This window comes from Exiguobacterium sp. K1 (assembly GCF_033721435.1).
Classification (GTDB): Bacteria; Bacillota; Bacilli; order Exiguobacteriales; family Exiguobacteriaceae; genus Exiguobacterium_A; species Exiguobacterium_A artemiae.
This window is the reverse complement of record NZ_JAOTIT010000001.1, coordinates 141,003-164,088: the sequence shown is the minus strand read 5'-3', so window position 1 is coordinate 164,088 and position 23,086 is coordinate 141,003. Positions and strand designations below refer to the sequence as shown.

The 23,086-nt window shown below is 47.0% G+C and carries 21 protein-coding genes; 6 read left to right on the top strand and 15 right to left on the bottom strand.

What is annotated here, in order from left to right:
* The first annotated feature begins 10 nt into the window (after positions 1–10).
* Positions 11–388: a VOC family protein gene (locus tag N7U64_RS00785; RefSeq protein ID WP_318927912.1), complete on the top strand. Its 378-nt coding sequence runs from the start codon at positions 11–13 to the stop codon at positions 386–388.
* 59 nt (positions 389–447) lie between these two features.
* Here the strand turns inward: N7U64_RS00785 and trxA are convergent, their stop codons facing one another.
* From trxA to zapA, 11 genes are all read right to left on the bottom strand, one after another.
* Positions 448–759 carry a thioredoxin gene (trxA, locus tag N7U64_RS00780; protein ID WP_012371033.1) on the bottom strand — a complete coding sequence of 104 codons (312 nt, stop codon included), beginning with the start codon at positions 757–759 and terminating at the stop codon, positions 448–450.
* Between the two features lie 166 nt (positions 760–925).
* Positions 926–1,888 (bottom strand): electron transfer flavoprotein subunit alpha/FixB family protein, encoded by a 963-nt coding sequence (locus N7U64_RS00775; protein ID WP_012371034.1) that lies wholly within the window; start codon positions 1,886–1,888, stop codon positions 926–928.
* A 15-nt stretch (positions 1,889–1,903) separates the two neighbouring features.
* Positions 1,904–2,677 carry an electron transfer flavoprotein subunit beta/FixA family protein gene (locus N7U64_RS00770; protein WP_012371035.1) on the bottom strand — a complete coding sequence of 258 codons (774 nt, stop codon included), beginning with the start codon at positions 2,675–2,677 and terminating at the stop codon, positions 1,904–1,906.
* An 81-nt stretch (positions 2,678–2,758) separates the two neighbouring features.
* Complete coding sequence (locus tag N7U64_RS00765; protein WP_214763401.1) at positions 2,759–3,337, bottom strand: TetR/AcrR family transcriptional regulator; 579 nt, start codon at positions 3,335–3,337, stop codon at positions 2,759–2,761.
* A 71-nt stretch (positions 3,338–3,408) separates the two neighbouring features.
* A complete protein-coding gene (locus N7U64_RS00760) occupies positions 3,409–5,082 on the bottom strand; it encodes an AMP-binding protein (RefSeq protein ID WP_318927910.1) in 1,674 nt (557 codons plus the stop codon).
* Between the two features lie 169 nt (positions 5,083–5,251).
* Entirely contained in the window at positions 5,252–6,145 is an 894-nt protein-coding gene (locus N7U64_RS00755) for a YitT family protein (RefSeq protein WP_147510646.1), read from the bottom strand.
* A 184-nt stretch (positions 6,146–6,329) separates the two neighbouring features.
* Complete coding sequence (locus N7U64_RS00750) at positions 6,330–6,737, bottom strand: DUF350 domain-containing protein (RefSeq protein ID WP_012371039.1); 408 nt, start codon at positions 6,735–6,737, stop codon at positions 6,330–6,332.
* 11 nt (positions 6,738–6,748) lie between these two features.
* Entirely contained in the window at positions 6,749–9,115 is a 2,367-nt protein-coding gene (locus tag N7U64_RS00745; protein ID WP_214763397.1) for an endonuclease MutS2, read from the bottom strand.
* On the bottom strand, positions 9,116–10,831 hold the full coding sequence (polX, locus tag N7U64_RS00740; RefSeq protein ID WP_318927902.1) for a DNA polymerase/3'-5' exonuclease PolX: 1,716 nt from the start codon (positions 10,829–10,831) through the stop codon (positions 9,116–9,118).
* Positions 10,832–10,876: 45 nt separating this feature from the next.
* Positions 10,877–11,425: a CvpA family protein gene (locus tag N7U64_RS00735; protein WP_214763391.1), complete on the bottom strand. Its 549-nt coding sequence runs from the start codon at positions 11,423–11,425 to the stop codon at positions 10,877–10,879.
* 2 nt (positions 11,426–11,427) lie between these two features.
* Positions 11,428–11,664 (bottom strand): cell division protein ZapA, encoded by a 237-nt coding sequence (gene zapA, locus N7U64_RS00730; RefSeq protein WP_012371043.1) that lies wholly within the window; start codon positions 11,662–11,664, stop codon positions 11,428–11,430.
* 119 nt (positions 11,665–11,783) lie between these two features.
* On the opposite strand from zapA, the gene rnhC reads away from it, so the two are divergent.
* A complete protein-coding gene (rnhC, locus tag N7U64_RS00725; protein WP_012371044.1) occupies positions 11,784–12,704 on the top strand; it encodes a ribonuclease HIII in 921 nt (306 codons plus the stop codon).
* 18 nt (positions 12,705–12,722) lie between these two features.
* Here the strand turns inward: rnhC and N7U64_RS00720 are convergent, their stop codons facing one another.
* Positions 12,723–14,192 (bottom strand): UDP-N-acetylmuramoyl-L-alanyl-D-glutamate--2,6-diaminopimelate ligase, encoded by a 1,470-nt coding sequence (locus N7U64_RS00720; protein ID WP_318927897.1) that lies wholly within the window; start codon positions 14,190–14,192, stop codon positions 12,723–12,725.
* A gap of 276 nt (positions 14,193–14,468) precedes the next feature.
* Here N7U64_RS00720 and N7U64_RS00715 point away from each other — a divergent pair, with 276 nt between their 5' ends.
* The 4 genes from N7U64_RS00715 to N7U64_RS00700 all read left to right on the top strand — a co-directional run bounded on the left by N7U64_RS00715 (position 14,469) and on the right by N7U64_RS00700 (position 18,205).
* Positions 14,469–15,131: a response regulator transcription factor gene (locus N7U64_RS00715; protein ID WP_012371046.1), complete on the top strand. Its 663-nt coding sequence runs from the start codon at positions 14,469–14,471 to the stop codon at positions 15,129–15,131.
* Positions 15,115–16,518 (top strand): HAMP domain-containing sensor histidine kinase, encoded by a 1,404-nt coding sequence (locus N7U64_RS00710; RefSeq protein WP_318927896.1) that lies wholly within the window; start codon positions 15,115–15,117, stop codon positions 16,516–16,518. Before N7U64_RS00715 ends, N7U64_RS00710 begins: the two co-directional genes overlap by 17 nt.
* Positions 16,519–16,586: 68 nt before the next feature.
* Positions 16,587–17,024 (top strand): MarR family winged helix-turn-helix transcriptional regulator, encoded by a 438-nt coding sequence (locus tag N7U64_RS00705; protein WP_012371048.1) that lies wholly within the window; start codon positions 16,587–16,589, stop codon positions 17,022–17,024.
* The gene (locus N7U64_RS00700) at positions 17,021–18,205 is read left to right on the top strand and encodes an MFS transporter (RefSeq protein WP_214763386.1); all 1,185 of its coding nucleotides are present in this window, start codon (positions 17,021–17,023) and stop codon (positions 18,203–18,205) included. The genes N7U64_RS00705 and N7U64_RS00700 overlap by 4 nt, the downstream gene beginning before the upstream one ends.
* A gap of 171 nt (positions 18,206–18,376) precedes the next feature.
* Here the strand turns inward: N7U64_RS00700 and N7U64_RS00695 are convergent, their stop codons facing one another.
* The 3 genes from N7U64_RS00695 to pheT form a co-directional block, all read right to left on the bottom strand.
* The gene (locus tag N7U64_RS00695) at positions 18,377–19,069 is read right to left on the bottom strand and encodes an ABC transporter ATP-binding protein (protein ID WP_318927895.1); all 693 of its coding nucleotides are present in this window, start codon (positions 19,067–19,069) and stop codon (positions 18,377–18,379) included.
* Positions 19,070–19,073: 4 nt separating this feature from the next.
* A complete protein-coding gene (locus tag N7U64_RS00690; RefSeq protein WP_318927894.1) occupies positions 19,074–20,501 on the bottom strand; it encodes an ABC transporter permease in 1,428 nt (475 codons plus the stop codon).
* Between the two features lie 183 nt (positions 20,502–20,684).
* Positions 20,685–23,081 (bottom strand): phenylalanine--tRNA ligase subunit beta, encoded by a 2,397-nt coding sequence (gene pheT, locus N7U64_RS00685; RefSeq protein WP_318927893.1) that lies wholly within the window; start codon positions 23,079–23,081, stop codon positions 20,685–20,687.
* Positions 23,082–23,086: the final 5 nt, after the last annotated feature.

Genomic DNA, 23,086 nt, shown 5'->3' with positions numbered 1-23,086 from the left:
AGGTTTCGACATGGTTCACTACGGCTATACGATTCTTTATATTACGGATCCCGTGAAGACCCGTCGGTTTTACAACGGTCTGCTCGGGTTGCCGATTAAAGCGGAGCACGGAAGTTATACGGAGTTTGATACCGGATCGACAATTCTTGCCTTCAACACAAAAGAAGACGTTCGTTCCATGATTCCCTATGAAATCCCGGATAAAACCGTTCAACAATCGATCGAACTCGGTTTTGTGACGGAAGATGTCGCTCATTTGTATGAGCAGATCAAAAATGCCGGTCACCAGACCGTTTTGCCTCCGACTGAAAAACCATGGGGGCAAACAGTCGCCTATGTGCTTGACCCGGACGGTCACTTGATTGAACTTTGTTCACCGATAGATTGATTCAATACAAAAAAGGCATTCCGTCGATTGACGGAATGCCTTTTGAATAGCGTTTAGAATTAGTTAGATGTTTCAACGAATTCTTTTAAAGCATCTTTAGGCATGAAGCCCATTGTTTTGTTGACCGGTTGACCGTCTTTGAATAAGACGAGTGTCGGAATGCTTTGGACTTGGAAAGCTCCAGCGACTTCCGGGTTAGCGTCAACGTCGACTTTAACGATTTTAACGTTTTCCATGTCTGCATCAAGTTCTTCGAGAACCGGAGCAAGCATGCGACAAGGTCCGCACCATGTTGCCCAGAAATCAACGAGAACGAGACCTTCTTGTGTATCTTCTTTAAACGATTGGCTAGTTGCGTGTACGATTGCCATTGAGAAAAACCTCCTATTTTTAGACGGGATCGACTTGTGAATCCAACCCATCTTTTTACTGACTTGAGTATAGCACAGCCCTACCTTACAGCAAACGAAACTGCTCAGACAAGTTATACGCAAAAAAAGAAGCAAAGAAGTTGCTCTTTGCTTCTTCCCCCGCTTCTTAATGGACAAGCATTTTTTTGAATTCTGCCGTTAGTAACGGCACGACATCAAACAAATCGCCGACGATTCCGTAATCTGCGACCGAGAAGATGTTCGCTTCCGGATCTTTGTTGATGGCGACGATGACTTTCGCATTCGACATCCCGGCTAAATGTTGAATCGCACCGGAAATACCGCAAGCGATGTATAAGTCCGGTGTGACCACTTTCCCCGTCTGACCGATTTGCAACGCGTAATCGCAATAGTCTGCGTCACACGCTCCACGTGATGCACCTACTGCACCACCGAGCAAATCCGCCAACTCTTGAAGGGGTGCAAAACCGTCTGAACTCTTGACACCACGACCGCCTGCGACAATGACTTTCGCTTCCGACAGATCGACACCACCCGTTGCTTTTCGGACGACTTCTGAAACGATAGTACGCAGATCCTTCAACTCAACGGTTACGGATTCAACCGTTCCTTCTGAAGTTCCTTCCGCCAACGGCTCGATATTGTTCGGGCGGACGGTGAAGAGCGTTTTTCCTTCTGAAACTTTTACTTTTTCAAAGGCTTTTCCGGAATAGATCGGTCGGATGAAAGAAGCATCTGCTCCGCTGCCTTCGATCGACGTCACATCACTGATTAATCCTGCCTGCAGTTTCGCTGCGATTTTCGGTGATAGATCTTTACCGAGTGACGTATGACCAAAGACGATGACGTCCGGCGCGACACGTTCCAACAACTGCATGAAGACTTGTCCGTATCCGTCCGGTGTATAATGCTGCAATCGTTCGTCTTCAACGACAAGAACCTGATGTGCTCCTCGTGTCGCGAGTTGTGCGGCATCTGCCGCCACATTTTGTCCGATTAAGGCAACTACGACTTCATCTGCAACGAGATTTGCCGCTGCGATGGCTTCAAATGACACATTTCGTAAATTCCCGTCCCGTGATTCTGCAAGTACAAGTGCTTTTGACATATCGTTTCTTCCCCCTTAAACAACTTTTGCTTCGTTGCGTAATAATGAAGCGAGTTCCTGGACTTGTGTCGACAAATCACCTTCTAGAATTTTACCGGCTGCTTTATTTGGCGGCAAAAAGCGTTCAATCGTCTCAAGACGCGGTGCCAACTCATCCTCGTCTAATTCCAGATCCGATAATTCAAGTTCCTCGAGTGGTTTCTTTTTCGCCTTCATGATACCCGGCAGGCTTGGATAACGAGGTTCATTTAATCCTTGTTGGGCTGTGACGAGCAACGGCAACGATGTTTTAATGACTTCCGTATCCCCTTCCGAGTCACGTGTCACGACGGCATCCGTTCCGTTCAACTCAAGCTTCGTGATTGTTGTGACGTACGGAATATCAAGCAGTTCTGCGACACGCGGAGCGACTTGTCCGCTTCCGCCGTCAACGGCGACGTTTCCGGCGATGATTAAATCGACTGTCTGTTCCTTGAGATATCCGGCCAATACTTCTGAAATCGAATAATGATCGGCTTCCTCAATATCGTCTTCAATTGAGATTCGGACTGCTTGATCGGCTCCCATCGCGAGCGCTGTCCGGAGTTCTTTGTCTGCATCTTCCGGTCCGACCGTTACGACCGTCACGGTTCCAGATTGGGCATCCCGTACACGGATCGCTTCTTCGACTGCATATTCATCATAAGGATTGATGATGAATTCTGCACCATCCTCTTCGATTTGACCATTTTCGAGCTGAATTGCTTCTTCCGTATCAAATGTTCGTTTTAACAAGACGTAGATTTCCATTCTTCGTTCCCCCTCGTATCAACTTCTATTGACCACCATCATTTTTGTATCCGCTTACAAAAAATTTTTCATGAAAAGGGCTTAACTCAGCCCTTTAATTAACATGCGATGAATCCCGTGACGCGTTTCGAGCAACTCGTATTTAAATCCGCTCGCCATCCAGCTCGTCACGACCTCGTCAATCGTGCCGAACACCATTTGCCGCGCCAAACGATAATCCAGCTCGTTTGAGAACTCTCCCGATTCCATCCCGTTTCGAATCACACGATCAATCAGATGAAGATACGGTTTTAAAACCGTTGCGATATTATGCCGCATCTCTTGATTCGATTGGCGTAACTCGATTTGCGTGACGACGGCCAAATCATAATCAACCGATAACTGTTCAAGGTGTGCTTCGATGAGCCCTGCCAGTTGTTGTGTCGCTGACTGATGATGTGCGATCTGTGCTTCCGAATACTCGATGAAACTGCCCATCTTGGCTTGGAACAAAGAAATTAATAAGTGCTCCTTGTTCTTAAAGTAAAGATAAATCGTTCCATCCGCTACGCCTGCTTCTTTTGCGATAGCTGTCACTTTGGCACCGTGGTAGCCGTTTTTCGCAATCACCTTTACTGCCGCATCAATGATGCGATCACTCTTAGACATCGTTCTTTTCATAAGGCTATCTCCTAACACATAAAATGAATGATGGTTCATTCATATTTATTCTAACATGTCATTTTGAGCTGTCAACTGCTTTCTTCCAGTTGTTTTGCCCGTTCTTCCTCGACTAAGACACGACGCAGGATTTTCCCGACAAACGTTTTCGGCAACTCTTGTCTGAACTCATATTGTTTCGGCACTTTGAATGATGCTAAACTTTTCCGGCAAAACTGATCCAGTTCCTCTTCCGTCGTCTGCACGTCATCTTTCAGAACGATGAAGGCTTTGACGGTTTCACCCCGGTAAGCATCCGGTACACCGATGACGACCGCTTCTTTGACCGCCGGATGTTCGTACAAAATCTCTTCGACTTCCCGTGGATAGATATTGAATCCCGATGCGATAATTAAATCTTTTTTCCGATCGACAATCCGGAAATAATGATCCTCGCCGACATATCCAAGATCTCCCGTATGCAACCATCCGTCACGCAGAACAGCCTGTGTATCTTCAGGACGTTTCCAATATCCTTTCATAACTTGCGGGCCACGGACAAGAATCTCTCCGATCTCTCCAGGTGCAGCAGGCGTCTCTCCGTCCGGTTGAACGATTTTAGCGATTGTATCCGGAACCGGAATCCCGACTGTTCCCGGAACACGTTTATCCCAGATACAGTTCGTATGCGTCACGGGACTTGTTTCCGACAAGCCATACCCTTCGACGATCCGTCCGCCTGTCACCTGTTCAAACTTCTCTTGTACTTCGACCGGAAGCGGTGCTGATCCGGAAATACATGCTTCGATCGAGGATAAATCATATTTCTTTAGTTTCGGATGATTTAACAGTCCGACATACATCGTCGGAGCGCCGGGAAACAGACTCGGTTTTTCTTTATCAATCGTCTTCAGGACCTGTTCCAAGTCGAATTTCGGCAAAATAATTTGTTCGTACGCATTGAACATACCGAAGTTCAAGTTACATGTCATACCGTAGACATGGAAGTATGGGACGACTGCCAACAATTTCCGCCCGTCTCCCCGAGAATATTTATAGAACCAATGACTGATCTGCTCGACATTGGCACTGAGATTAAAGTGCGTCAACATAACACCTTTAGGCGCACCGGTCGTTCCACCTGTATATTGTAACACTGCGATATCTTCTTTTGGGTTGATGTTCACCGGTTCAATCATCGTACTTCCGCGATGAGAAAGAAACGGAATGGATCCCGTCGTATCAATGATGATGTTATTGTCTTTACGGGACTTGATCGGATACAGTTTATTTTTAGGAAATGAAAGGTAGTCAGCAATGCTTGTCGTGACAACGGTTTTTAAAGACGTCTTTGCTTTGACACGCGATGCTTTCGGATACAGCAAATCGAGTGTGACGAGCATCTTCGCCCCCGAATCGTCCAAAATCTGTTCCAGTTCGCGGTCGGTATACAACGGATTGACCTGAACGACGATTCCACCGGCGTACAACACCGCGTAGTAACTGATCATATACTGTGGACAGTTCGGCAACATCAAACCGACCCGGTCGCCCTTCTCAAGACCGGCATCCTGCAGGACTTTTGCAAAGCTCCGCGCTTCATGGCGCACTTCCTGGAACGTCATTCGTTTCCCGAGAAAACTAAGCGCTCTCCGCTCCGGAAATTCATTTGCCGCCTCTTCAAGTGCTTGATAAAGCGGTACTTCACGATAGTTGATCGATGCAGGTACTTGTTCTGGATAATCCTTTAACCATGCTGAATCCATTCCATTCCCTCCCTGTAACTGAATTACTATTCATTTTTATTATACGTGTATTTCAGCTAACACGGCTAGTCTTCTGTTAAAATAAATTTCATTTTTTCCAAATAATAGATATTTGAAACTCATCAAAAAGACCACTTGCGCTGTTTCACAAGTGGTCTTTTGAATCGGTTTAACGGGATGGATAGGTAAACCCTTCCCCGATGACTTCCCGTACTTTATGAATGACGACAAAGGCACGCGGATCCGCCGCTTCGACGATTTGTTTCAATGGCGCGAGCTGGCGCTTATCGACAATCATATATAACATATCGTTTTTCTGTTTTGTGAAATGACCGTGGCTGTGGATGACGGTCGCACTGCGTCCGAGTGTTTCGGTCAAAATCGTAGCGATTTCTTCCTGGCGATGACTGATGATCGTCACGGCTTCACGGACATTCAATCCTTCGCTGACCAAATCAATTAAATACGAACCAATGATGATTGCAATCAGCGTATAAAGCATCGTTTCTTCCCCAAACAAAAATCCGGAGGCTCCGACGACTGTCACGTCGATGATGAACATCGACACGGCAATCCCTAAGTTCAGGTATTTGTTCATTAACCGGGCGATGATGACACCACCGCCGGTCGTCCCGCCTGCCCGGATGACAAGACCGATTCCAAGACCGATCAAGATTCCGGCATACACCGTCCCGATCAGCCGGCTGTCGGAAGTCGTCGCGAGCGACGCTGTCGACGACAGGACAAAGGATGTCGTTGCGACGGAAATGACGGAATAGATCATCGTTTTCCGACTTAAGAAACGGTAGCCGACGACAAACAGCAGTGCATTGGCAATTAACGAGACTAAGCCGGTATCCCATCCGTACAGGTAGTAGAAGATGACCGTAATCCCGATCAATCCTCCTTCTGACAAATCATTCGGAATCGTAAAGTAGTTGATGCCGAACGCCAAGATAGCTGAGCCGATGATCACCCAAAAAATATCTTTCCAGGAAATCAATTGCATCGCTTCAAAGGCGCGGCGCCGTATTTCATTGGTATTGGTTTTTTTGACGTTCATAGTCGTCTCCTCCTTCATTTTTTTGTGTCCTGCCAATAAAAATTCCGTACTGAATCGATCTCAGTACGGAATAATCACTTAGCAGAGCCAGTTCTTTTAATTCATAAAAACCCACAGCAGACCGACGACCAAAAAGGCAATCGATACGCCAAACATGATTTTCGCTAATCGTTCTAACACCTGTTCACCCCACTAACGCTGAACCGATCACATAAGACATCCCGATCGATAACGAACAGGAGATGATGCCGACAGCGATATTTCCTTTTTCGATCTCCCGGTCGACCGGAAGATTCGGAGTTAAAAATTCAAAAATCCAATAGGTCGAAATCAACAGTAAAAATCCGAAGGCACTTTCTAAAAAAATCGCCCCGACACGCTGTTCACTTTGGACGGCAAAATGGACGATATTTGCCAAACCGATGATTTTCCCGCCGGTCGCGAGAGCAACAGCAATGTTTCCACTCTTGATATGTTCCCAGTTCCGGTACCGGGTTGTCAACTCAAAAAGTGCCAACCCCATGATGATCAACAGTCCCGCAACCGAATATAAAGCGGTCGTGTAGACATAGACGTTTTCAAAAATATTCACCTATCCGCGCCTCATTTCAATTCGATGATCGTTACACCATGTCCACCTTCACCCTGACCGCCTAAGCGATGGGTTTTGACATGACGGTTTCCACGAAGGTATTCTTGTACTCCTTGACGCATCGCTCCTGTTCCAAGACCATGGATGACACGAATCTGTTCGTAGTTGGACAGCAGTGCCTGATCCATGAACCGATCGAGTTTTGCCAGTCCTTCCTCGACCCGGACACCGCGTAAATCCAACTCGGCTGAAGCAGCAGACTGCTTCGTGATACTTGTTCCGCCGGATCGTTTTTTGGTTTTCGAAGCCGATTTGACTTCCCCGACCTTGGCTAAATCACTCGGCTTGACGTTTACTTTCATGATTCCAACCTGTACTGTATATTCACCATTTGAATTTTGATTGATGATATATCCTTTTTGGTTAAAGGTCGTTACTTTTACTTCTTCGCCTTTGGCAAAGACCGGAGCCTGATTGGTTTTTGCTTTGACCTTGGCAATCCGTTGATCTTGTAACGAAGGTTTCGCTTGCTCGAGCTGTTTCCGGGCTTCAATCAGTTCGTGCTCTTTGACAGCTCCCGCGTCCCGTAATTCTTTCAGACGCTTAATGACAGCTTCTGCTTCTTTTTGTGCCCGTTCGACGGCACGCGTTGCTTTTTCTTCTGCTTTGGCGAGAATTTCATTTTTCTCTTGATGAATCTCCGCCTGTTCCCGCTCGAACTCTTCCCGTTCTTCCACCAATCGTTGTTGTTCCTGCAGCAATTCCCGTTCCAAGGATTCAGCACGTTGTTTCGCTTCTTCCAGCCGTCCGATCATCGTTTCGACGGACTGCGCATCCGTTCCAACTTGATCACGGGCCGCATCGATGACACGATCCTCTAGCCCAAGCCGTTTCGAAATTTCAAAGGCATTGGAACGTCCAGGTACACCAATCAGTAACCGGTACGTTGGACTAAGCGACTCGACATCAAACTCCATCGAGGCGTTCACGACACCTTCCCGGTTGTAGCCGTATGCTTTCAGCTCCGAATAGTGAGTCGTCGCAGCGACACGTGCGCCGCGTCGTTTCACTTCATCCAAGATGGCAATCGCAAGCGCCGCCCCTTCTGTCGGATCCGTTCCCGCACCGAGTTCATCAAACAGGACAAGACTCATGAAATCAATTTTCCCCATCATTGAAACGATGTTCGTCATATGAGAACTAAACGTCGACAAGTTTTGTTCAATGGACTGTTCATCTCCGATGTCGGCATAAATCGCATCAAAGACACTCAACTCCGTCTCGTCCGCTGCCGGAACGTATAAACCGGATTGAACCATCAATTGCAGTAGTCCAATCGTTTTCAACGTGACGGTTTTCCCGCCGGTGTTCGGTCCGGTGATGACGAGTGAGGTGAATTCCCCGCCAAGCGACACGGTAATCGGAACGACCTCATCATCCGGAATGAACGGATGACGCGCTTCTTTCAAGACGATGTGGCGGTTTTCATTTAAACGTGGTTCGACGGCACGAATCGTGTGTCCGTATAACGCTTTTGCCATGATGAAATCGAGCTCCGCCAGGACGTCGACGTTGATGCGGAGCGAATCGCCGACTGAGCCGACAAGCGCTGAAAGTTGAGCTAAAATCCGTTCGATTTCCGCCCGCTCTTTGAGGCGTGCTTCCTGGATTTCATTGTTGGCCGCAACGACGGCTTGCGGTTCGATGAACAGTGTCGCACCGGATGCCGATTGGTCATGGACGATTCCGCCAAAGGCTTGACGGTACTCCTGCTTGACCGGCACACAGTAACGGTCATTTCGCATCGTGACGATGGCATCGGACAACATCTTCGACTTACTGCGTAAGACGCCGTCGATTTTCGACCGGACTTGACCTTCGAGTGAGCGAAGCTGACTCCGTAAAGCCCGAAGTTTGTCGCTTGCCGAGTCTTGAACCGTTCCCTGGTCATCAATCGCATGACGAATACCCTGTTCGATTTCCACCAGCTTTGTAATCTGCTCAATCCGGCTGTCAAGCGCCGGTAAGCGGAGATCCGGATGATCTTCATGCAGACGTTCCTGGAAAGCCTTGACTTGACGTCCGGAATAGACGACGTCTGCCACTGCAAGTAACTCACTGGTTGAGAGAACAGATCCGATTTCCGCCCGCTTGACTTCACTGCGGACATCCGTCAGTCCGCCAAATGGATAACGGTCGCGCAATCGGTAAACGGTCGTCGCTTCTGTCGTCAAAGCGAGTAACGCTTTCACCTGCTCAAAATCTTCCGCCGGCTCCATTTTCCGCACGAACTGAGCCCCCAGTGAACTGGCGGTTTGTTTGGCGAGTAGTTCTTTTAATTTATCGTATTCTAATACACGTAGTGCATTGGCATTCATTTACTTCACTCCTAAACGTTTTCGGTCAAAAAAGGCACGTGCTTCTTTGGCAGTCCACGTATTGATGACATCAGATGGTTCCAAATATGCTTTACGTGCATGAAGGACCCCAAGTTTCATATCTTCCAACATTTCCGGACGATGGGTATCGGTGTTGATCATCAGTTTGACTCCAGCTGCCTTCGCTTTCGCCAGTGACGAGGCGGTTAAATCAAACCGTCCGGGATTCGCATTCATTTCCAGTGCCGTCCCGGTTTCAGCCGCCAGTTCGACCAGTCGATCGATGTTGACTGCATATCCATCCCGGCGTCCGATAATGCGTCCGGTCGGATGGGCAATCAAAGAGACATACGGATTGCGGCAGGCATTTTCAAGACGTTGCATGATTTCCTCTTCCGTCTGATCAAACTTCGAATGGATCGAAGCGATGACGTAATCCATTTCTTTTAAGAAGTCATCCTCATAATCGAGTGATCCGTCCGGTAGAATATCCATCTCAACACCGCATAAAATCGTCATCTCCGGATGTTTCTTTCGTGCCGCTTCAATTTCGACGCGCTGTTTCCGCAATCGTTCTTCCGTCAATCCATTGACGAACTTCATATATTTACTGTGATCGGTAATGGCCATCCAGGAGTATCCCCGTGCCGCACAGGCATCAACCAGTTCATCAACGGATAACGTACCGTCCGACCACGTTGTATGCATATGGACATCTGCTTGAATGTCCTTTTCCTGAATCAACATATTTAAATCCGCTTCGAACTCCTGACGTCCTGCCCGCAGTTCCGGCGGGATGAACGGCAGGTCATAACGGGCAAACAGTTCCTGTTCCGTTTTCGGTTGGAACAGTCCGTCTTTCGTTTCGACTCCGTATTCCGAGATACTTTCACCGCGTTCTTTCGCCAGTTGCCGCATCCGGACATTATGATCTTTTGATCCCGTAAAGTGATGTAACGTCGAAGCAAATGCCAAGTCGTCCACCAATCGGAAATCAACTGCGATGTAAGCATCATCCCGCTTCAAAACGATTGAGACTTTGGTGTCCCCGGCAGCAATGATTTCATCGATTTGTTCAATTTCAAGTAATTGCGCCTTCACTTCTTTTGGATGGTCCGTCGAGATGATGAAATCGAGATCCTTACACGTCTCTTCCGCGCGCCGGAAACTGCCCCCGACTTCAAAACGGATGATTTGATCGATCCCGGCTAACGTCCGCTCCAGCTCACTGACACTCTTTCGCATGACACCGTACGGTAACCGTTCCGGCCGTGTCTCAAATGTTTCCAGTGCCTTACTGTATTTTTCCACGGTCTTTTTCCCGAAGCCCGGCATTGCTTCCACTGTACCATCTGCCAGTTTCTCAGCGAAGGAATCTGCATCAATGACACCGACTTCATGCAGTTTCGCGAGTTTCTTTCCACCAAGTCCCGGAATCTTCAGTAAGGCAATCAATCCTTCCGGGACCTGTTGCTCAAGTTCCGTCAATGCGGTACTCGTTCCGGTTTCACGGAATTCTTCAAGGACCGTTGCCGTTCCTTTTCCGATTCCTTTCATCGCTGTAAAGTCTTCGATCGCCATGAAATCAAGTTCCGCTGCTTCGAGCAGACTTGCTGCCTTTCGAAACGCATTGATCTTAAACGGGTTTTCACCTTTTACTTCGAGATAAACTGAAATTCGTTCCAAATGTCGAATCGCATCTTGTGTCGTCCGCATGTTCAATTCTCCCCTCAAAAAAAGCTCCCATTCAACGGGAGCACGTTATTTTATCAAACCGACTTTTTGCATTAACCAATCTGCGAGGACCGGTGTATGTTGAATCATAAATGACGCTAAACTTGAATCTGCAATGGCATCTTGAATGGACTGAACCGGTGCAAAGGCTGCCAGGAACAAAACCAAGAAGATGAAGATATACATCTCGATGAATCCGAAGATACCTCCCAAGAGACCTTTGACCTGCTTGAGAACCGGAATGTTCGTCAGTGAATCAAACATTGCGATGATAATCGATAACACGATTTTCGTCGCAAAAAACAAGACGATGAACCAAAAGGCTTTATAAAACACTTCATCCAAACCAACCGAACTCGGGATGGAGAACATCGTTAAATCAATTCCAGCATCATCCAGCGTTGATGGGTAGGGAATCCATAACTTGAACTTCTCGGCCAACTCATCGTAAAACGACAAAGCTACAATAAACGAGATGATCAGGCTTAATAAATGACCTGCCTGTAACACAACACCCCGACGGACACCCGTCATCGTGCCTAAAGCTAAAAACAGTAAGATAACAAGAGAAATCATGTTTAAAGTTCACCCAAATTCTTTTTGATTTTGACATAGTCACTACCGATATTGAGAGCTGCTAGAACAGCAATTTGTCGCACGTCGAGTTGTGGTGCCTGGTCTCTGATTTCACGAATTTTTGTATCCACGAGGAGACCCACTTCGCGAACATGTTCAGGTGACTCCGTTCCGACAATCGTATAATCATTTCCTGCAATATGAATCGTCGTCCGGTTCAACCCTTCTGAATCAGCCATTTTCCTGTCCTCCTCATACTTTGCTTCTTTCATATAGTACCATCATTTTTGAAATAGGAAAAGAAGTCCACCATCCGACTTAAGGATGGTATGCTTATTTTCGAAAGGGTGATCATGTCATGGGAACAGTCGTTTTAAAGCTAACAAAAGAAAAACAGGAAACCGTCATTTCCGATTTCACGCGCCATCAAGTTTCTCCTCCGCCTTATGCACGATTCGCCGCACGAACGGCCGGATGTATCGTGACCGTCTATAACTCGGGAAAAGTCATGTTTCAAGGACAGGAAGCTGAAACTGTCGCTGTACGTTACGGTTCGCCGATAGCAAAAAAAACCGTTTCTCCGGCAAGCGGCTCTTTACCAGAAGGATTTGCCAACTGGTCGGTCGTCGGCAGTGACGAAGTCGGAAAAGGTGACTTTTTTGGTCCTTTAGTCGTCGTTGCCGCTTACGTCGACAAAACGAAAATCGAACTGGTCCGGGAGCTCGGAGTCCGCGACTCTAAAAACGTCTCCGATCCGGAAATCCGAACGATTGCTCGTGATTTGCATGCTGTGATTCCTTATGAATACCGGATCCTGCACAATCCGGATTACAATCGAATGCAACGGACGATGACACAGGGCAAGATGACCGCCCTGCTTCATAATTCGGCGCTCAATGGATTACTCACTCGACTGGATGAACCGCCGCAAGCCATCCTGATTGATCAATTCGCTGAAAAAGCTGTCTACTACAAACATCTTTCCGGAGAGACAAACCAGGTCAAGGACAACGTCTACTTTTCGACGAAGGCGGAAGGAATCCACGTCGCCGTCGCCGCCGCCTCAATTTTGGCACGGGCCATCTTCTTAAAAGAGATGGATCAGTTGAGCCGCCAGACCGGGACGGAGATCCCGAAAGGTGCCGGTGCAAAAGTCGATCAGGTCGCTGCTTCGCTCTTATTAAGATACGGTCCTGAACGTTTACAGGAATGGACAAAATATCATTTCGCCAATACTAAAAAAGCGGAAGCTTTAGCTAAGAAAAGAAACCGACCATAATGAAAAATGGTCGGTTTTTTACATGGCCGTCTCCTGACCGGATAACCGAATCAGTTCATCGGTTAAAATCTTGACTTCATCGAACGGCACGTGCTCCGTCCCAATCTGTTCGAACCGTTCATGCCCTTTCCCGACAATGACCATCCGCTTCCCGGTCAATGCAACCTTTGCTGCAATCTGGAGTGCTTCTTTTCGCGACTCATGACAGGTGATGATTTTTCGAGGCGGTATCTCTACCAGAAGCTCTTTAATGATTTGTTGCGGCTGTTCCCGCCTCGGATCATGTACCGTCACGATGATTCCCTCGCAATACTGACCGGCAATCCGTCCCATCACCGCTCGTTTGGAACGATCTCGTTCCCCTGCTGCACTCAGCACCATATATAAAGGTTCGCCCGGAACAGACAATGCTTTCAAACACTTCTCCAATCCGTCCGGTGTGTGCGCATAATCAATGTATACTTCGCACCCTTCAAACGGAATCTGTTCCAAACGTCCTTTCGGAAGACGAAGTTCCGGTATATGGCGGATCAGCTGATACATATTAACGTTACCTGCCTGCATCAGTCCGATGGCTGCCGCAAGATTCGCAGCATTGAAATCGCCGAGAAGAAAGACAGGAACTTCCGTCACTGTCCCGTCAATCCGGACACTGACAGTCTCCTCTTTCCACTCCACTGTGATTGGTGCTTCAGACAGCGCTTTTGTTGCGTACCAGATGACAGGCACGCCTTCTGCCGCTTTTTCCATGACTCGACTCTTCGGATCAGCCTCATTTAGAATGACCGCTTGCCCTCCGCTCGTTGCCACTTGTTTGAACAACAAGGCTTTTGCCTGCGCGTATTCTTCCATCGAGGCATGGTAATCAAGGTGATCGTGTGTCAGGTTCGTAAACGCTGCGGCATGAAACTTTACCCCTTCCACGCGACCTTCCATTAAAGCGTGCGAAGAAACCTCGAGTACACAATCGGTGACCCCCTGCTCGACCATCTGGTATAACAGACGATGCAAAATGATAGCTTCCGGTGTTGTATTCGGTGTATCGATCATTTCTCCGTCAATCATCGCTCCGATTGTGCTGATCATCCCTGCCTTCTGTCCGGCAGCACGAAATAAATCGTATGTCAGTTTGGTCGTCGTCGTTTTTCCGTTTGTACCTGTTATGCCGTAAACCTTCAACTTGTGACTCGGATGATCGTAAAATAAATCCGCCACTTTTCCGGCAGTATGTTTTGTATCCTGTAATAGGACGACGGGAACTTCCACTCCGTCGATGGGTTCTTCCGCTAAAATCGCAACGGCTCCGTTTGCAACGGCCTCTTCAGCGTACTGGTGTCCATCAACGGTATAGCCGCGGACACAAATAAACAGACAGCCTTTTGTCACTTCACGCGAGTCTGTTGCGATGCCCGTGATGGAAGGATTTACTTCGCATGTGAGATGAAATGGCGCAATTAATTCGGACAGGTGTTTATCTAAACGATTCATGATGTATGTTCTCTCCTCCTGAGTTTAAACGAACAGCGACAGTATTCTGACGGGCTTTACCGGTGAACTACTCACCACTTATTTGCTTCGCAAATTGAAGTTTCCTTTTGATTCGTTACACTGATTGTATCCAACAATCTCAGTCTTGAAAAACAGGGCGATTCATCTCCCACCTATGCCGGGCTTCGCCCTGAGACGCTTAGAGGTGGGAGAATTCTCGCTAAATTCAGTTAAACTTCAGATAATGATGGTACAACTAAGTATGAGGTGAAAAAAATGACACATATTTTAATTGCGGAAGATGAATTTGATATCCGCGAACTCTTAACTGAACTGCTTGAATCGAGCGGCTATCATGTCACAAGTGCCGCTAACGGAATGGAGGCACTTAAGCTGCATCAGTCAGCGACATTCGATTTGATGATACTGGATATCATGATGCCTTATCTGGACGGTTTTGAAGTCGCGCAACAGGTTCGAAAAACGTCTCAAACGCCGATTATCTTTTTGACCGCTTTACAAGATGAAGACAATCAAGTAAAAGGGTTTGACCTTGGGATCGATGACTATATTGCCAAACCCTTTTCCTTACGCATTTTATTGCGCAGAATCGAAGCCGTCATTCGACGAATCCGGACGAATGACGAAGAACAGCTCTCTTTCCGTGAAATTACCCTATTTCCGGCAAGCTATAACGTTTTAATTTCTGGTAACGCTGTTATTTTGACGTTAAAAGAGTTTCAAATCCTTCATTTATTGTTGGAAAATCCAGGTCGAGTACTGGAACGAGAACAACTGATTCAACAATTATGGGGATTTGACGCTTTTGGGGATACACGTTTTTTAGATACACACATTAAAAACCTTCGCAAAAAAATCAACGTTCCCTACATTCAGACCGTAAAAGGAGTCGGATATAAACTTGAAGCGACTAATTAAACGCCATCGGATAACGTGGAAGTTGTTTTCATTAACGGTTAGTTTGCTGATGATTGCCGTCCTGTCGACTGTCGGCTTTCTATATGCAACATTACCGTCTTATTATCAAAGCTACCGGGAAGATCAGTTTCATACAACGATGTTAACGATCCAACAGACCGCTCAAAAAAAATCCAGTGCCCAATTGATTACGGAGCTCGACCGTCTATCGGATCAAGGAATTCGTTTTTCTCTTTGGACGGAAACCAATCAGTTGTATTATGCACCCGGCTTTGAACGGAGTCCTCTCCGGCAAGCGCGTCCTGTTTCTGACAATGCGCCAAAAGGTATGATTCAAGAATCCTTGACGCTCGACCTGACTGACCAGACTTTGATTTTAGAGGCCAATCAAATGATTCAACCGATTGATGAAGTGAAAAGTGTGATTTTGAATCTTGCCCCCTATATCGTTCTTCCGTTGCTGTTACTTGCTGCTTTAGCCGCTTTTTTGTATTCTCGAACCATTTCACGCCCTTTACTGACGATCAATCAAGCTACAAAAGAACTCGCCCACTTGAATTTTTCGGTACGGACACACCATACTTCGTCCGATGAATTAGGCGATTTATCAGAAAACATCAATCGTCTGGCAACAAAACTGGAATCGACGATGCAGTCGCTGCATACTTCGAACGAACGCTTGCGTCTCGAATCTGAAAAAGATCGGCAACGTGATGCGGAACGGCGTAATTTATTTTTAGCCATCTCACATGAGCTGAAGACACCGTTAACAATCATAAAAGGACAGGTTGAAGGGATGTCACTCAATTTAGGAGCTTACCGGGATCGCGATTATTATTTAGAACGCGCCGGACAAGTCATTGAAAATATGGAGCGATTGGTTGCAGAACTTCTTGAAGTCGCCCGCGTCGAACAAATAGAAGTCAAAAAACATGATATCTCCCTGCATGAAATCCTACAGCAACAACTACGACCACTTGAGAACCTGATTACGGAGCGTCGACTGGACGTCACAGTAACCGGAAATGATGCTTGGATTCAGAGTGATCCTTCTTTGTTGGGTCGTGCCCTTCATAATGTACTCATGAACGCCGTCTCTTACACCGCTGTCACGGGAAACATCCAAATTTCGACAGACACAACGGATACAGCTGTCGTCTTGACGATTACCAATGAACCAACCGTTCAAGATACAAGTGAAACCGCAAACTGGTTTGATCCTCTCGTTCGTTCGGAGCAATCCAGAAATCGGATTCATGGCGGGAGCGGTTTGGGTCTGTTCCTCGTTCGTCAAATCATGGACCGGCTCGAAATCATGACTCAAATCAACGGCTCAATCAATCAGGTCACGTTTCAAGCCGTCTTTCCGCTTCCTTCCGAAAAATAACTTGTCATCGTGTTACCGATTCGGTATACTCCTTTAAGTTAACTAGTTAACTTAAAGGAGTTTTTTATATGACCACGTTTCAAGAAGATCTGTTAGGACAGTTATCCAAAGTAGCACGCCTCGCAAAGCGGGATATCGATGCGGCGCTTCTGCCTTTTTCGTTACACACCGGACAATGGGGGTTAATCAAAGCAGTCGCCATTCTCGAACCCGTCTCGCAAGTTGCCTTATCCAAATACTTAGTCATTGAAAAACCCGCCGTCACCAAGACGGTTGCACGTCTTGAAGAGTTAGGCTACATCACGCGAACGGGTTCTGGACGTAAACGCCTGATTACTTTAACGCCTTCCGCCCGTCACGCTTATCGTGAAATCGATCAGGCCGTCCAGTCGGCTCATCATGCATTTCTGCAATCTGTATCATTCGACGATCAAAGCATCATTGCGGCAGTCATGACACAGTTACTCGCAACACACCGTCCAGATGAACAGGAGGATTCACTTTGAAAAACCGTTTATTTCATCGTCATTACGTACTGACTTTATTGATCAATCTGTTGTTATTCATTACGTTTTATTTACTCAATGCTTCACTTCCTTTACTTGCCGCTAAACAATTTGATGTTTCACAGGCTGCACTGGGTTGGGTCGTCACCAGCTTTATTTTAGCAACCGTTTGTTCCCGACCCTTGATTGGTCATTGGCTTGATCGCCACGATGTCAAACGGATGCTGTTGATTTCTGCATCATTGTTCACGATGATGAGTGTTTTGTATCTGTTGGTTCTTCCCTTGAATTCTTTTTTGTATCTCATCATCGTCCGTATTTTTCATGGTTTTAGCTTCGGAATGTTGTCTTCATCCATCAGCTTGGCCGTAACGACACTTATTCCGAAAACCCGTCAAGGTGAAGGGATGGGGTATTTTGTTTTATCCATGAATCTTGCCTCCGTTCTCGGACCGGTCATCGGACTTAGTTTGATTCAACATGATGCCTTTTTCCTTTATTTCATCACGGTCGCATCGCTCGCATTCGTCTCATTCGTTCTGATGATTCGCTTACCGTTAACGAGTCAACATGTACCGAATACGCGTGTCTTCCGGCTTCATCAATCACTTTTCTTATCCCGTCCGTTATTATTGTTTGCCACTGTTTTAGCCGGTGTCGCCATCTCCAGTACAGCGGCTTTCATTTCATTGTATACGGATTCAATTGGTCACATTTCCTACGCGTCTTACTTTTATGCCCTCGTCGCACTTGGCATGGTAGCAATCCGTCCGCTTGCCGGCAGATGGTTTGACCAAAAAGGACCGGGTTTCGTTTTATTTCCTTCTTTCCTGCTGTATAGTCTAGGTTTTATTCTCTTAGGCGTTTTCCCTTCGTTACCCGGGTTACTTTTGGCTGCACTCATCATCGGAATCGGATCTGCTTCGATTTTCCCCGGACTCCAGACGGTCATGCTGACCTACGCTGCACCACATCAAAAAGGAAAAGCCATTTCTACCTTTTTCTTGGCTTATGACAGCGGATTTGGTCTTGGCGCATTATTACTGTCGGGCCTTGCTGCCAAAATCGGTTACTCGAACATGTTTTTGTTTTGCAGTATCATCGTTCTTACAAGTGGTTTCATCTACTTCATTTTCAATCGTCGAAACGAACCACCGCATGAGCAGGAACTTGCTTCATGATGTTTAGATTTTATCCGGAAAGAAGATCGGTGGTTCACCTCCCACTTTCTTTTCGTTTAGAATCGGCAGTCCTCTCACCTAATTGGGGTAGATACAAAAAAGCACCGGCTGCCTTCCTGTTCTGTCAAGAACAAGAAGATGGCCGGTGTATTCTGTCTCCCGGAATAATGGTCATACCGTCTGAGGCTCGGCATTTGTTCTGATTCGGAAGTGTTGTTGTTTCAATTCGATGATATGATCTGCTGCACGGGCAACTTCCGCTGAATGTGTCACGGTAATAATACAACGATTCGATTCATGTGCAAGTCGTTTAAACAGTTCAATGATATCGGCAGCTGTTTTTTCATCCAGAGCACCGGTCGGCTCATCTGCCAAAATGATCGGCGCCTCCGTTGCCAGTGCACGGGCAATAGCTACACGTTGCTGTTGACCGCCACTTAGTTGAAGCACTTTTTTCTCGGCATGTGTTTCATCTAGTCCGACTTGAGCGAGCAGATCTAAAGCGTGACTTCTTTTCGATTTGACCTTTCTCCCACTCAATTCCAGCGCCACGATGATATTGTCAATCGCATTCAGATACGTCAGTAAATTAAAGGCTTGAAATACGGTTGCAGCATGACGTGAGCGGTATCTTGTTAAACCAATTTTTCGCAAGTCTCGTCCATCATACTCAATTTGTCCTTCAGTAGGTGAATCGAGACCACTCAGCAAACTGAGTGCAGTCGTTTTCCCAGATCCCGATTCGCCAAGAACCGCGTAAAAGTGACCGGATTTAAATTCAATCGATACATTTTTTAAGATATGTTGAATTTTACTTCCCGATGTATAGGCATACGAGACATCATTCATTTTTAAGATAGTCATTGGATTAATCCTCCCGTAATAAAATTTCTTTTGGATTCATACGCAGTAAGGCGACTGATGGGAACAGAACGGACAAGAAGACGATCAAGCTTCCGATTTCCATTACCTGAATCAGTGTCACCCAGTCGATATTAGTCGTCATTTCGGTGATTTGCGGGATACTGTTCAGCATTTGTTGTCCGGGACCGCCCGGACCTCCAAATCCGGTTTGTGTCGCAACCGTACTTGTTGCTTCCGTCACTTCTCGGCTGAGCAGTTGATCTGTCATAAACTGAGAGGTCATGCCGCCTGTTGCATATGTGATCAGGAAAGCAAACGCTGCAACCGCAAACGTCTCAATCAACAATTGTCCCATTAATTTGGAACGTTTTTCACCCATCGCAAGTAAAATCCCCATTTCTTTCCGGCGTTCACGAACAGACAATAAAATCAACAATGCTAAAATCAATCCTCCTGCAATGCTGACGAGATATACAACCGATTTAGAAAACGAAGCAACCTGTTCGATTGGTCCGACCATCTTTTGATAAGCCGCATCATTGGCATCAAGCATATACGTATCCCAGTCCAAATCACTTGCTGCAAGTTGCGCTTCTTTTTTAAAGGTCGCAATCGTTGCCGGATCTTTTAATGTATACACAACACTCGATACACTGACTTCTCCATCTTCTGTCGCAAAATCAGCTAACGTATCATTCGAGACATACATCTGGTTCATCGGATCCATGAAACCGGCGGCCTGGAAACCAGCATCGGATGTCGCTTCCGTCGATGACGACAGACCGATAATCGTCAATTTTTGAGATTGTTTTGTAGTCGTTGCTTTTAATTTAATCGTATCCCCGACCTTTAAATCGTTTTCTGATGCTAAGTTTTCATCAATGACGACACTGTTTTCAGGTGAATCGGTGGTCAACGCTTCCCCCTCGACTACTGTTAAGGTCCCTTCCGTGTAGGCATTTATCAGTTCCATACTCGTGACACCGTTCAGGGAAAAGTCAGGTGTTGTCATCCCTTCCGGCATCTCCATCGTACCAGGACCTTTTTGTTCGGAATCAGACGTTTCCGTCGATTCACTGGTTACTGGATCGACACTACTGGAAGTGGCGGTTGCTTGTGATAAGTAATTGACAGATTTGACTTCGCTGAGATTAGCAACCGCTTCAATCTCTTTCAGACTAATCGCCTGTTGTTCAGGTCGTCCCCGTTCTCCTGATGCTTGTCGTTCCTGCATCTGTTTTTGTCGGTCGACTTGAAGGGTGACGGTCGCTCCGAGTTCTTTTCGTGCTTCTTCCCCTGCATTTTTTGCAGCTGCCTGGATGGCAAATCCGGATAGCACAAGTGACCCAATCACTGTCAAGATGATCAGCATGATCAGCGTCTTTCCTTTTCGTGCAATAATACTTTTTCCTGCCCGTTTTAAAAAATTCATATATAAGCCTCCCTTTTTCTTCTGACTTCATCTTATCGAGCGGACCTGTAGCCAACCTGTAGTCCGACTGTATCTCAAGCGAAGAAAAAAATAGTTTATAGACATATCAAAAAGGGAGCTGGATTTTGATTCATCCAGCTCCCTTTTCCGGGTAATCATTCACTTTTAAAAAGGTATAAACGATTAAGAACGCAATTCGGCTTTAAACGATGATTGAAGGGCTTCAATGACTTGTTGATGAGCTGTCGTGACCTCTTCATCGACGAGTGTCCGTTCTTTATTTTGATAACGGAGCGAGAAGGCAAACGACTTCTGATCCGCTCCAACATTATCACCGGTATAGACATCAAACAGTTCCACTTGCTTCAATAATGGTCCTGCAGCTTGCATGATGACGGCTTCGACTTCGCTCGCAGATACAGAACGGTCGAGAACAATCGCGACGTCACGCGTCATTGACGGGAAACGTGAAATTTCCTGATAGACACGGGCTGCTTTAGAGTGCAGTGCCATCGCATCGAGTTCGAAGACATAGACTTCCTTCAGACCGTATTCTTCTTTCGATAAGCCGGGGTGAACTTGTCCGACAAATCCAATCGCTTCCCCGTCAAGGAGAATTCGTGCCGTCCGGCCCGGGTGCATCGACTGCATTGCTGCCGCTTCATACGTTAACGGCACATCAAGCGCCTCAGCCAGCGTCTCGACGATTCCTTTTATGACAAAGAAGTCCGTTTTGACGTGCGTTCCGTGAACACGATGTTGCTCTGCCAGACCGACCATGATGCCTGCGAGCATTTCCTGTTCAAGCGGTAATGTCTCAAGTGAGGCATCACGTTGCAGATAAACACTTCCGAGTTCGTAGTAGGCAAGATCAGCATGTTGTCGTGCCACATTATGTTGTGCGACTTCCAGCAGTCCCGGAATCAAGGATGTCCGAAGCGTGGAACGGGCTTCACTGATCGGCATCGCCAATTTAACCGGATGCAAATCTTGCTGTTCATTGAATTGCATTGCACGTTGCTCACTCGTCAACGAGTATGTGATGGCTTGTGACAGACCAGCACCTTGAAGAAGGTGACGCATCTTACGGCGGTGTTGATTACGTTTTGGTAAGAAACCGCGGCTTGCTTCGCGCGGCAGGCTCGACGTCAGCGCATCATATCCGTAAAGACGGGCAACCTCTTCCGCTAAATCGGCCGGAATCATCAAGTCTTGACGACGTGTCGGGACACTGACTGTCAATGCATCTGCCGACAATTCGACTTCAAGACCAAGACGCTCGAGCAGATCTTTCATGACCGTTCCTTCGATTTCCATACCAAGGCGGTGATTGATGTAAGAAACACTGCCTTCAATCAGATGATCCTCCAGTTGAAGCGTACCGGCTTCAGCCGTTCCGAATAATACTGTACCTCCTGCCAGTTCAGCAATCAGCATCGCGGCCCGGTCCAGCGCTAACACGACACGACGCGGATCGACACCTTTTTCAAAACGCGAGCTCGAATCTGATCGAAGACCGAGAACACGGCTTGTTTTCCGAACCGATGTCGGTGCAAAATAGGCAGACTCAAGGACGATGGACGTCGTCGCAGAATCCACTTCCGTATTCGCGCCCCCCATGACACCGGCAAGCGCCACTGGACGTTCACCGTCTGTGATGACGAGCATCGACGGATCAAGTGTCCGTTCGACTTCATCAAGAGTTTGGAACGTTTCACCGGCTTTTGCCTGGCGAACGACGATTTGTTGCCCCAGTTTGTTGGCATCAAACGCATGCAACGGCTGTCCCGTCTCCAGCAAAACGAAGTTCGTGATGTCGACGACGTTGTTGATCGGGCGGATTCCGTTCGCGATTAGACGATTTTTTAACCAAAGCGGCGATTCCCCGATTGTAATATCGCGAATTTCACGGGCCGCATAAAACGTACAGGCTTCCGAATCCAGTTGAACAGTTACTGCAGTCGACGATGCTGCTTCCGGTACTTCGACAGACGGAAAAACAGGTGTAGTGTTCAAGATGCCGGCTACTTCATGCGCTACACCATACATGCTCAAACAATCAGAACGGTTTGGCGTCAACCCGAGTTCCAGTACTTCATCGTGGAGTCCAAGCAATTCGAGGACATCTTGCCCGGGTGTGACCGGTTCACGGAACGTATGAATGCCGTCCTGTTCATCTTCCCGGATGTACTTCTTCTCGAAACCGAGTTCTTCAAGGGAACAAATCATTCCTTCCGAAACAACACCACGCAGTTTGGCACGCTTGATTTTAATGCCCGGCAGACGGGCTCCGACGCGGGCAACGATGACATCTTGTCCGGCATCGACATTCGGTGCACCGCAAACGATTTGAACCGGCTCTTCTTGTCCGATATCGACTGTCGTGACATTTAATTTATCCGCTTCCGGATGTTTTTCTTTCGTCAGGACACGACCGACGACGATATTGTTCAAGTCAGCGTCCCGAACCTCGACACCTTCGACTTCAATACCGCTTTTTGTAATCAAGTCAGCCAATTCCTGACCTGTCTTATGACGAACATCAACAAATTCCTGCAACCATTGTTTTGAGACTAACATCTGTT